9 protein-coding genes are annotated in these 12566 nt (G+C 30.7%); 2 read left to right on the top strand and 7 right to left on the bottom strand.

Going from position 1 to position 12566, the window contains the following annotated elements:
• Positions 1-2 precede the first annotated feature (2 nt).
• Positions 3-1496 carry a serine hydrolase domain-containing protein gene (locus HMPREF2578_RS09115; RefSeq protein WP_049416290.1) on the bottom strand — a complete coding sequence of 498 codons (1494 nt, stop codon included), beginning with the start codon at positions 1494-1496 and terminating at the stop codon, positions 3-5.
• A 272-nt stretch (positions 1497-1768) separates the two neighbouring features.
• On the opposite strand from HMPREF2578_RS09115, the gene HMPREF2578_RS09110 reads away from it, so the two are divergent.
• Positions 1769-3595, top strand: coding sequence for an APC family permease (locus HMPREF2578_RS09110; protein ID WP_048762177.1), 1827 nt, complete (start codon positions 1769-1771; stop codon positions 3593-3595).
• Between the two features lie 53 nt (positions 3596-3648).
• On the opposite strand, the gene HMPREF2578_RS09105 is transcribed toward HMPREF2578_RS09110, so the two are convergent.
• Positions 3649-5745 carry a cation:proton antiporter gene (locus HMPREF2578_RS09105; RefSeq protein WP_070508403.1) on the bottom strand — a complete coding sequence of 699 codons (2097 nt, stop codon included), beginning with the start codon at positions 5743-5745 and terminating at the stop codon, positions 3649-3651.
• A gap of 134 nt (positions 5746-5879) precedes the next feature.
• The gene (locus HMPREF2578_RS09100) at positions 5880-7280 is read right to left on the bottom strand and encodes an amino acid permease (RefSeq protein ID WP_070508402.1); all 1401 of its coding nucleotides are present in this window, start codon (positions 7278-7280) and stop codon (positions 5880-5882) included.
• A 306-nt stretch (positions 7281-7586) separates the two neighbouring features.
• On the opposite strand from HMPREF2578_RS09100, the gene HMPREF2578_RS09095 reads away from it, so the two are divergent.
• On the top strand, positions 7587-8399 hold the full coding sequence (locus HMPREF2578_RS09095; protein ID WP_019834814.1) for a metallophosphoesterase: 813 nt from the start codon (positions 7587-7589) through the stop codon (positions 8397-8399).
• A 51-nt stretch (positions 8400-8450) separates the two neighbouring features.
• On the opposite strand, the gene HMPREF2578_RS09090 is transcribed toward HMPREF2578_RS09095, so the two are convergent.
• The 4 genes from HMPREF2578_RS09090 to HMPREF2578_RS09075 form a co-directional block, all read right to left on the bottom strand.
• A complete protein-coding gene (locus HMPREF2578_RS09090) occupies positions 8451-9062 on the bottom strand; it encodes a C39 family peptidase (protein ID WP_017174981.1) in 612 nt (203 codons plus the stop codon).
• 539 nt (positions 9063-9601) lie between these two features.
• The gene (gene scdA / locus HMPREF2578_RS09085) at positions 9602-10267 is read right to left on the bottom strand and encodes an iron-sulfur cluster repair di-iron protein ScdA (RefSeq protein WP_019834815.1); all 666 of its coding nucleotides are present in this window, start codon (positions 10265-10267) and stop codon (positions 9602-9604) included.
• A gap of 225 nt (positions 10268-10492) precedes the next feature.
• Entirely contained in the window at positions 10493-11689 is a 1197-nt protein-coding gene (locus tag HMPREF2578_RS09080; protein ID WP_002488760.1) for a putative multidrug effflux MFS transporter TcaB, read from the bottom strand.
• 140 nt (positions 11690-11829) lie between these two features.
• Positions 11830-12552, bottom strand: coding sequence for a hypothetical protein (locus tag HMPREF2578_RS09075; protein WP_002488783.1), 723 nt, complete (start codon positions 12550-12552; stop codon positions 11830-11832).
• Positions 12553-12566: the final 14 nt, after the last annotated feature.

Below are 12566 nucleotides of genomic sequence, written 5' to 3'. Positions count from 1 at the left end.
GATTATATTGGTCGTTTGGATCGCGTTATGATGTTTAGGATAAAATAACTCCATAGACTTGTCAGTAATAAGACGAAGCTAAATAATGTTATTTTCGCTTGTAATGGTAACCATGACATCATAAAACGCCAATCAGAATTTGATAATAAGAGTGTTGGAAGTAAGTGGAGAATCGCTAAAATAAGTGTAAAAGTTAACAGCATCATACTTATTTTGATGAGTAATCCACGAGACATCGTTTTAAAATGAATAGACTTAAATTTAAAAATTAAACGATAGATTATTAGAAAAACACTTGCTACAGCTATTAGCAAAATAATAGTGATGATGATAAATAGGATATTCCACTGATTAATAAGATATTGTAACGTTTTAATATGTTGACCATTACTCATTTGTGTATTGAGATGCTGTGCAAGTTCGGCTACATTTTTTGAATAGCTATTAGCAAGGACTACAATGCCATAATCTTTTTTTGGATTTAAAATAATATATGAAGAATAGTTTTCAAGTGTACCAGGATGATATACAATTGTTTCTGAATGATTATCATCAATAAACCAACCTGTTGCATAGTGAACTTCTTGAGAATTATCTATTGCTTTAACTTTAGGTTGATGTGTTAGTTGAACTAATGATGCTACCTTTTTTGGCGGATTAAGTTGAAACTTCAACCAAGAGGCTAAATCTTTCGTGTTAGTCATCATATAGGCAGCTGGATTATCTCCTAAATTAAATTCAGGACTATCAGCATAAGCTTTTCCTTTTTTGATTACATACCCTTGAGCATCATTGTTCTTTTTCATATTACTTTCCTTTACAGTTGATTGTGTCATATGTAATGGAGTGAAAAGATGTGTGCTTAAGTAAGTCGCATATGATTGATGTGAAGCCTTTTGAACAATCAAACCTAAAATATCATAATTCATATTGGAATATTCAAATTGCTTGCCAGGTTTAGCATCTAAGTTACGTCCTTTGATACTATAAACAAGGCCTTCTAGACTGTTTGTGTCTTTTGTGATTTTGTCATCATTTGTGATGTCTCCTGAAATACCACTTGTTTGAGCAATCAATTGATCTACTGTGATATCTACTTTTTTATGATTATATTTCATATAGAAACCTGGAATATAATGACTGACTTTATCATTGAGATTGATTTTATGTGCCTCAACAAGTTGCATTATTGCATAACCAGTAAATGCTTTGGTATTTGAAGCAATTTCAAAACGCGTATTTGGTGTGACTTTGGATTTCTTTTTAATATTTGAAAAACCATAGCCTTTATTAAGAATCGTCTTATTATTTTTTACAATAAGAATGGACATTCCTGGAATATGATCGTCTTTCATTTTATTAACAATCATGTTATCAATATAACTTTGTGACGATGGACTAAACATTGAATAACTAGGTTTTAATTTAATAGCTATGGAAAGAATAATGATTCCTACTAATAAAATCATCCCAAGCATGATAAAATTTTTTCTCATTTTCCTTTACTTCCTTACTTAATACTCCTTAAAATTAAACCTCTAAAAATAGTATAGCAAGTTTAAACTTAAACCGCTCTATACAAATATTAAATACTGTTGATACCTCTTTATAACTAGTAAAAAAAGATATACTCTAAAAATATAATTGTAAAAAGTTACTTAAAATGTAATTTATACTATATTATTTCCGCAGAAATGTATACTTTTTTACTAAATGGGAGTATATTTTATCCATTAAAAATGAATATAAAAAGAGGTAAGGATGGATTATGTTCACTCAATTTAAAAGACTTATTATTGGTAAGCCAAAAAAAAATAGAGACTTAAAAAATGAAAAAATAAGTAACTTTAAGGCTTTAGCAATTTTATCTTCTGACGCATTATCTTCAGTAGCTTATGGTCCAGAACAGATTTTAATTACTTTATCTATGGTTGGAGCTATTGCATCTTGGTATACATTACCTATTGCGGCTGCTGTTTTAGTGCTACTTGCAGCATTGATTCTATCATATCGTCAAATTATATATGCTTATCCTAAAGGCGGAGGAGCGTATATGGTTTCTAAAACAAATTTAGGAGAAAAATGGGGATTGCTTGCAGGTGGCTCTTTATTAGTAGACTATATTTTAACCGTCGCAGTAAGCATTTCATCAGGTGCGGATGCTTTTGTTGCAGCATTTCCAGCTTTATATCACTATAAAGTATTCATTGCATGTTTATTAGTACTATTTATTCTAATAATGAATTTACGTGGTTTAACAGAGTCAGCAACTGTGCTCTCTTATCCAGTTTATTTATTTATAATTGGATTAATAGTCATGATTGTTATTGGAACATGGCAAGTGGCAACCGGACAAACAGAACCTCATATGCAGGCGACAGTAGGAACTGCAGTGCCAGGTGTCACATTATTTTTATTACTTAAAGCATTTTCTTCAGGTGCATCATCTCTAACAGGTGTAGAAGCCATTTCGAATGCAGTAACAAACTTTAAAGATCCTGGATCTAAAAATGCAGTTAAAACGTTAATTACTATGGGAATGATATTAGCTTTCTTACTTGTAGGTATTGTGGGATTAGCATATTGGTATGGTATTATGCCACAGACTGAAACAACTGTATTATCTCAACTTGCAATGAATATTTTAGGGCATAATGTAGGATATTATTTTGTACAAGTAACGACTGTCATGATTCTTGTCCTTGCAGCTAATACTGGATTCACAGCTTTTCCAATGTTAGCTGCAAGTATGTCAAAAGATAAATATATGCCACGTATGTTTAACGTAAGAGGAGACCGTTTGGGTTATTCAAATTCAATTATTACATTAGGCATTTGTGCAATGTTGCTTATTATCTTTTTCCATGGTAAAACTGAAAATCTTATTCCTTTATATGCAGTAGGTGTGTTTATTCCATTTACACTAGCTCAATATGGAATGGTTTTAAAATGGATTCGTGGTCGTGAAAAAGGATGGTCTACTAAACTTATTGCAAATGCTATAGGGGGTACTATTACTTTTATCGTATTTATGATTTTCTTAATTACGAAATTTAACCAAGTATGGCCAATCTTAATTTTTTTACCGATTGTTGTATATATATTTACGCGTATTAATAGACATTACAAGGATATTGCTGAGCAACTTAGCACAACTAAAATTGTTCAAGATATGCCAGTGGTCGATAAAAATCTAGCGATTGTACCCGTTAATACGATCACTACAGCATTAAATAAATCTATTTATTATGCACATATGATTGCAGATGATGTGATTGCTGTACATGTATCTTTCGGAGATCAAACTGATAATTTATTTATTGAAAAATGGAATAAACAATATCCAGATATTAGACTAGTGACGTTACACTCAGAATATCGCAGTGTCATTCGTCCGATTTCTCGATTTATCGATAAAATTAATAAAAAAGCGAATGATCAAAACTATGTCATCACAGTGGTTGTCACTGAATTTATTCCTAAAAAACCATGGCATAACTTTTTACACAATCAAACGAGTTTGCGATTAAAAATGCATTTATTCTATCAAAAAAATGTTATTTTAGCGACGGTTCCTTATAAATTACAAAAGTAGAAGAAAATAAAAAGAACTCGAGAGATACAGGTCTCTTGAGTTCTTTCTATATATTAATGATTTAATTCCTTGGCAAGTACAATTTCATTATAGTTAATATTTTCACGTAATTGTGTGGCAATTTCATTTGTAACTTTATTTCTAGATATCAAGTCATCTAAAATTTGACGTTGAGTATACAATGCATCTAATTTGGCATCATATTGTTGTTGAGTGTTTAATTCATACATGAATTTATTTTCCTCACGTTGACGTTTTCGATTATGATGTTGTCTTAACGTACGTGATAATGCGTAATATTGGTTGATAATTAAACTGACTTCGAGAACATTTGTGCTATTTTGTTCTTCTTGAAGTCTTAAAGTCACCTGACGATTAACAATACGTATGATGTGTTGTACTTTTTTAAAGTTATGTCTTAATTCTTTTCTGTCAGTATAGCGTTGTTGTTCAAATGATGATTGATTCACACTTTTACGTGAATCTTTTCGCGCTTTAAATCTAAGTATGATTAACTTACTAAAACGATTCAATTTCTCAATAAAAGACATTTCTCTAAATGATTGTGTCAATTCTATTACTTTGCGATAATCACTTAAATCTTTTTTAGTAATACGCTCCTGTTTAATTAACTGTTGAAGCGTCTCAGTTTCAACATCTTCTGCAATGTCTCTTAATCGATGTAATTCTTTCGTATTTTTATCATCACTTTCCATGTCGATTAAAAATGATAATTCATTAAAATATTGATTCAGAATAGGTCGATAATCAATATCTTTGTGTGTATCTGCTTTTTCTTTTAATGTGCGAATAACATGTTGAATCATGAAAATTTTAGCTGATTGATAACTCATACCTTTGAAGTGTGATTGTTGTTCGGATGGCGTAATGAATGGAAGGATCATTTGTGCAAAAATTAAACTGATAAGTACCATCATTGAAGCAATAAAGAGTAAATCATTTCTATGATCAAAGTTTTGATTGCCGTTAATAATGAATGGTAACGTTAACGCCATTGACAATGAAATCGTTCCATGAATACCACACAAGGTCATAATAAATGCATAACGACTCCGTTTTGGTGGTTGTGTTTCTTCTTCTTCATCGAGATATGCTTCAACGTTTTTTGGATAGTAAAAATCTTTGAACCAAACATAGACCCAAATAAATCTAAAGATATAGATGGCAAATGCTATGAGAAATGCCACCACGATTAGAAAAACTAAATTTTGTGGTTCATTACGTACAATTTCTAAAATAACTTCTGGCACAATATATCCTAAAACGACGAAGACAAAGCCATTTAATGCATAACTTAATGTATTCCAAATTTGATTGTAGTTCATTTGTAATTCAGTTTGGGCACGAATGAGACGATCTCGTTCTAAACCATGAATTAACCCAGCTACCACAACTGCAATAATCCCAGAAGCATGGACTTCTTCTGCAATAAAATAAATGACAAAAGGAGTAAGCAATTGGATGAAAGTCAATGTATTACTATCTTTTAAACCTTTATTAGACGTGAGGTAAACACGTAAACTGACGACTAAAGCACCAATTATTGCACCTACTAAAATACCAAGAAATGTTGAGAGTAAAAACTGACCAATTGCATTCATAGCTGAAAAACTACCTGTTACCAGAGCAGTGACTGCAATTTTAAAAGAAATAATACCTGCAGCATCATTTAATAGAGACTCTCCTTCTAAAATTGCCATAGACCCCTTGGGTAATACTTTACCTTTAGTAATGGCTGATACAGCAACTGCATCTGTCGGACATAAAATAGCTGCAATAGCAAAAGCAGCTGGCATCGGTAAATTAGGCCAAATCCAATGAATGAAAAAGCCAACCCCAATCACAGTTGTAAATACTAATCCCATGGCCATAAGCACGACAGGTTTTCGATATTCTAAAAGCTTTTCTCTAGAAACATGTGTCCCTTCCACAAATAAGAGTGGGGCAATGACAGCCATCATAAAAACTTCTGGTTCAAATTTAAAATGTAGTGGAATGGGTAAGATGAATAGCGCTACACCTAAGGCAATTTGAATGAAAGCTGTTGGAATGTTGGGGAAGCGATGATAAATAATAGAACTAATGATAACGGCAAGTATAAATAATAAAAAAGCTTCTAACAATTCCATATGTATTATGACTCCTTTCTTTTTTAAATACTTAATATTTTATCATGATTAAAAAAATAATGAGATATTTTAGTATATGTCATTATTAAGACATAAAAAAGCGAAACTGAATTCAGTTCCGCTTAATAAAATATCTAATGATTGATTGATTCTCGAGGTTGCTGACGTGTTTTTTCAGCTAAATATTCAGCATTTTTCTTATACTTTTTATAGAACAAGAATAAGAATATAAACCAAACTGGTGAAATAAATATGGCTACTCTCGTATCAGCACTAAAGAACAATAACACAAATACAAACAAGAAAAATGCAAGAATAACATAAGCCAGTGCTTTACCGCCTAGAAGTTTAAATTTATTGTGTTTATGTTCTTCAGGATTTTTTCGTACATATATAATATAAGAAATAATAATCATTGCCCAAACAACTATAAATAATACAGTTGAGAGTGTAGTGACATAAATAAATAATTGAATTGCATCTGGAAAGATAAAGTTTAATAATGCGGCTAAAAGTAATGTCCCAGAAGATACAAACATTGATAAGTAAGGCACACTATGATGATTTGTCTTACTTAACATCTTAGGTCCTAATCCTTGTTTAGATAAACCAAATAAAATACGACTATTAGAATAAATACCACTATTCGTTGCAGAAGCGGCTGCTGTTAACACGACAAAGTTAACAAGTCCTGCTGCAAAAGGTAAACCAATCATACTAAATAACATCACAAATGGACTTGCATCAGGGTTAATCTTATTCCAAGGAATCACTGACATGATCACAAGTAAGCCTCCCACATAGAATAATAAAATTCTAACAGGTACATTATTAATTGCTTTTGGAATCACTGTGAGAGGGTCTTTAGTCTCTCCAGCTGTAACACCTATTAGTTCAATACCAATAAATGAGTAGACAGCAATTTGGAATGACATTAAAAATCCAGCTGGTCCATTTGGAAAAATACCACCATGATTTACAAGATTACTAAAAGACGCATGTCCATATGACGTTTTAAATGAAAAGAAAATCATAACTAAGCCAACGATAATCATAGCAATAATAGTAATAATTTTTATAATAGAGAACCAAAATTCTAACTCTCCAAATAATTTTGCACCAAGCATATTAAATGAAATAAGTAAGAGTACGATAAATAATACAGTTAGCCAGTGAGGAACGTTTGGAAACCAAAAACTAAAATATTGTCCCATTGCCGTTAAATCAGACATACTTGAAACAATCCAAGATAACCAATATGTCCAACCAATGACAAAACCACCGAATGGTCCCAAATATTCGTTGGCAATATCTACAAATGAATTGAAACGTGTATTACTAAGTAATAATTCTCCAAGTGCTCTCATGAAAGCAAATAACACTATACCAATAATTAGATAGGTGATTAGTAGGGATGGCCCTGTTAACGAAATCGTTTGTCCAGAACCTAAAAATAATCCTGTGCCAATAGCGCCACCAATTGCAATTAATTGAATGTGTCTATTACTTAATTCTCTTTCTAACTGTCTTGCCATAGACTTCCCCCTCAGAAAGCCACACGATAATTACGTAAGCGCTTTCTTTAAATTTTAAAAACTTGTTTAACAAAGTGGAAAAGAGTGAAGATCAATTTGTAATTAATTAGAATATTCAGATTTTTAAAAGTTTACTTTTTTAAATTTTGTTAAATATGTAACTTTGTTAAAAGTTAATTTTATTATACTCTTAATTTTCAAAAAAACAAATGTGTGTATACAACTATGAAAAACAGAATAATTTATATTTATAATAATCTATGGCATAATAGATAAAATTTAAAAATGTATTAGAGGAGTAGAGGAATGAGAATTGGAGCGATTTCTGATCTACATATAGACAGACATCCTAAACTAAAATCAAATGTATATCTAGAAACATTGATTAAAGTAGTTCAACATAGAGAGATTGACTTACTATTAATTGCAGGAGATATTTCAAATTATTTTAGAGATAGCTATCAATTTATTAAAGATTTAAAAACTGCTTTACATATTCCCGTATTATTTGTTCCAGGAAATCATGATTATTGGAAAGTAGAGGATGGAACGACATCTCAAGATATTTATGATTTTTATAGAACAAAGCCAGAGTGTTTGTTGGATCATCCATATGTAATTAATGATAATTGGGCTATTGTAGGCCATACTGCTTGGTATGATTACAGTTACGCTGATAAAAAGTTTGAAGAAACTCGATTAAAAAAAGGGAAATATTATGGGGCCACTTGGCAAGATAAAGTGAAAATCGATTGGGATGAAGATGATACGATTTTATCCAAAAAGGCGGCTAAGCATGTTAAACAAGAATTGGAGCAACTTCAAGATAAACAAATTATTTTAATGACACATATTGTGACACATTCTAAATTTGTAGTACCTACCCCTCATCGTATTTTTGATTTTTTCAATGCATTTATAGGTACATCAGATTTCGACCGATTATATCAACAGTTTCCGATTAAATACAGTATTATGGGGCATGTTCATTTTCGTAAATCTTTAGTAGAAAATAATATAACCTTTTTATGTCCTTGTTTAGGTTATAAAAGAGAATGGCGAACAGCAGATATATATTCAGAAATGAATCATGCATTAATAGACTTTGTAATAGAATAAAAAAGAGCAAGAAACGACGTTCAGAAGGCAGTCGCTTTTTGCTCTTTTAATTTATGGTTTTACATAGATACATTTTTTACCAGGGGCGTTAAAGCTACGCTCCATGAATTCTTTTTTAATTTTTATAATCTGGAAGCGATTAGGTACTAATGCAGGCACAATTATTTTTCTTAAAAAGTGACTCCATAAAGGATCAATATAATAGTAATGTGTGTCGTCATATCCAATAAGTAATGTAACGTGAATGTTAGACACAAGCTGACGCGTGTGGTTATCAAATTTAAACGTTTTACGTGAAGGTTTTTGACCTAAGCTTGTATGATACATAAGAATCGGTTGTCCTTGATCAATCACAGTTTCTAATTCTTCTAAATTCGTACCAGTGCCATCTACGATACGTGAATCAAATGTTTGTAAATATGGAACATAAGCAGAAGGGAAAATCGTTTGGTGATGACCAAACTTAACAAGTAAATGATGACCAACATAGCCTTTATAGGGATTATTTGGATGCGTAGGCCAATGTTTCATAATATCAGTAGCTTTAATATTATGATGATTATATTGTAATAACATAGCTGCAGAAACGCCTTCACAACCCATAATCATAGGGATTGGAAAAAGTTGACTTTTAGGCGTAACTGATAATAATTTTTTATTCATTAACGTTCTCCTTTATGTCAGTAAAACATTGTTTTAAAGTAAATTTATTATATACCTTGATTAGAGTAGCGTATAATCATTTGAATTCTTTGTATTAACAAAATGTGGGTCAACATATTTAAGACAATAAGAAGAATGTTGATATAGTAATTGATGTTAAAAATTCAAACCCAAAAGTGATTAAAGATATCATGCTTAAAATGTATCTTATTCATATACTAATTTTTAATATGCAACAGAAAGATTGAACAGTTAATATAAAATAAAATTGGGAGTTATGCATTTAAAAATGAATATATGCAAACTCCCAAGTATTATTTTATTTTGCGGCATGAACAATATCATTTATGTTATGTTTATTGCGTCAAAAATTTTTATTGCACATTATACCGATAGATAACATTAAAGGACCTGCTTTCTTTTGATTCTGTAGATATGGGTTTAGTCCTTAAGATGTCATAGCTTCTTATTTAATCTGATTGTGTTAAAAAAGTAAGTCAATCTTATTTTTCTAGGATGCATGTTATCATTAATACAAATTAAAATTTATTAAATAATACGTGATTTTCAAGATGTACATGTTCATGTGTTTCACGTTCTAAATGTTCAAGACGTGTGTAGACTAAACGCCAAGTATTACATGCTTCACTAGGTGGCTGATACTGATTTGTTAAATCGCTCATTTCTTCTAATAGATGTCCAGTTTGAGTATGATCTTCAACTAAACTTTCAATAACTTGATGCGCATTCTTAACTTGTTCACCACGTGCAATTTTAATGAGTAATGGAAAATCATGATTATCTTCCTTATCCATATGTTCAAGCATACCATCACGATACTGGCGATATAACTCTTGTAATTGAAGTAAATATGGATGGTTTGGTCCATGAACTTTTGCAATTTTAGTGACATAAGGTGAAAGGTTTTTAAATTCTTCACGCATTGTTTCATGGTAACGTGATTGAATATATTGAATTAAGGAAGGGACATCTAAATATTTAACGTTGATATTTCCTGTTGAATGTACAGGTAAATGATTAATTTCTTCTATAATTGTATCGACATTTACTTTTTTATTTTTTACTGCATTTTTAATTGAGATATTTCCACCACAACAAAAATCTATTCCGTATTTTCTGAAAACATCCGAACTTAATGGAAAATCAGTAACGACATTAGCAACAATTGAATCTTTAGTGACCATAAATAAATCCTCCTTATTTAACTATAGTTTATTATAGTAAATAATAATCATTTTCAATTAGAGAAGAATAAGTTGTCATGTATTTGTTGAAAAGTCATTACAAATTTGTGAATGTTAAAAAATACTTGAGATATAATAATTGTCTCAAATATTTTTTAACATATTAGCAGTCGATGTTTATATTAAAAATGGATGCTAGATTACGTTTATTAATATAAGAATATATTAGATACGTTGATATTTTTTAAAATATAAAAATTGAAGTAAAACTATGAGAATTGCTGTGATAACAATTACTGTGAGATAAGGCATTACATTATACTGTCCTTTAAGACCAACTAAAGGAGACACTAGACCACCAAGGATAAATTGGAATAAACCTAGTAAACTAGAAGCATTTCCACTTCCACCAGTACGTTCTTCCATAGCCATTGAAAATCCTAAGGGGCCGATTGAAGTGACAGGACAAACATTTAAAAAGAAAGCGACTAATAAGAGCCACAATGGACCTTGTAATATCAAAGTAAATACAACGAGAAGTACACCAATAAGTTGAATGAAAGTCAAATAAATTAAGATTTTAAAACGATGTATACGTTCAACAAGCAAAGCAACGATTTGACTCACAACAATTAAACCAATGCCATTGATTGCAATCATTACGCTAAATTGTTGAGGCGTCATATGGTATATTTTCTGAGTGATAAACGGAGAAGCAGATGAAAAACTAAATAACATAACATAAGTTAATCCTTGTAAAAACATTGGAATAATAAATCTTGGTCGTTTAAGCAAACGTCCAAAGTCAGAAAATATATGTTTGAAATTGGCAGTAACATGCTCAGAATGATGTGTGGTCGGCATATTGAAAGTAACGCCACATAACATGATTATGCTAATAGCTGTTAAAATAACAAAGATAATTCTCCATGAGCCAAGAGAAAGCGATAAACCTCCAAGTAATGGCATTAAAATAGTTACTATACCATTTACAACCATAAGAGAAGCAAGAAATTTAGCTAGAGTATTTCCTTGGTAATAATCTCCTGCGAAAGCTTTAGCGATAACAATAATACCTCCGGCAGTTAATCCTTGTACCAAACGTATCAATAAAAATAGTGGAAATGTTGTAATAAATATCGCACCACATGAAGCTAAAACGAATACACTAAGAATTATTAGTGCAATTTTTTTTCGACCGAATACATCTGATAAAGGTCCGAATATAAACTGTCCAAGTGCTAGGCCAATCATTGCAAAGGATAGGGTAAGTTGTATGCTTGACGTTGATGTATTAAATTGTTGCTGAACTGCTGGTAAAGCGGGTAAATACATATCTATAATCATTGGACCAAATGCTGTCATTGTTCCTAGAACAATGAGTAATAGCATCGGCAATTTAGTATGTGTTGAGTTATGCATAATTGTACTCCTTGAAAAGATTTGCAATGTACATTATATAGGTTTTTGAGAAAATATGTAATTTCAAATATAAAAAGCTCTAAAAAGATTGATTTAATCAATCTTTTTAGAGCTGAAATTTGTCACAATACATAAGAATATTAATTATTATTACCAAGAATACTGTTTAGTTTTTTCTTGATATCATCTACTTTATTATTGACATCATCTAATAGCGCATTCACTTTGTTTTCATTTGCGTTGTTTTGTTGTGCATTATTTGCTTCTTTTAACTTATTAACTTGGTCTTGATAAAATTGAGTTAATTTAGAGTCTTCTTTAGTAATCTCATTATTTTTTAATTTATCAATTTGAGATTGTATTTGTCTAAGACGTGATTCAGTGTCTATTTTATCTTTAATATCATTTTTTGCATCTTCAACTTGTTTCTTGATATTATCGCTTTGATTTTGAACTTCTTGTTGATAATTTTTAGATACATCATTTGTTGCATTATACGTATGTTGTTTATTGTCCGATTCCTTTTTATGATCAATATAAGATTTAGTCGCAAAAATGCCAATAATTAAAAGAAGAATTGCAATAATAGCGATTAACCAACGTTTTGATTTTTTATTTTTTTCATTCTCTTCTTCTAGTAATTGTTCACGTCTAAAGTCACGATCGTTATAGTAACGGTTAGCATTTTCATCATAATCGCCCTGATTTTGATGATGATACTCTTGACGAGGTTCATTTCTTCTGTAATTTTCTTCACTTTGACGTCTCTGTTGACGTTGTTGATACTCGCGACTTTTTTGATTACGTTGTTGATATTGATCATCGTATTGATATGAATCTTTGTATTTTTCAGTACGTTTCATAGATTTCACCTCTT

This window comes from Staphylococcus sp. HMSC072H03 (assembly GCF_001809305.1).
Taxonomy (GTDB): Bacteria; Bacillota; Bacilli; order Staphylococcales; family Staphylococcaceae; genus Staphylococcus; species Staphylococcus hominis.
Note: the sequence above shows the minus strand (reverse complement) of the source record. Positions and strands in the feature narration are given on the sequence as shown.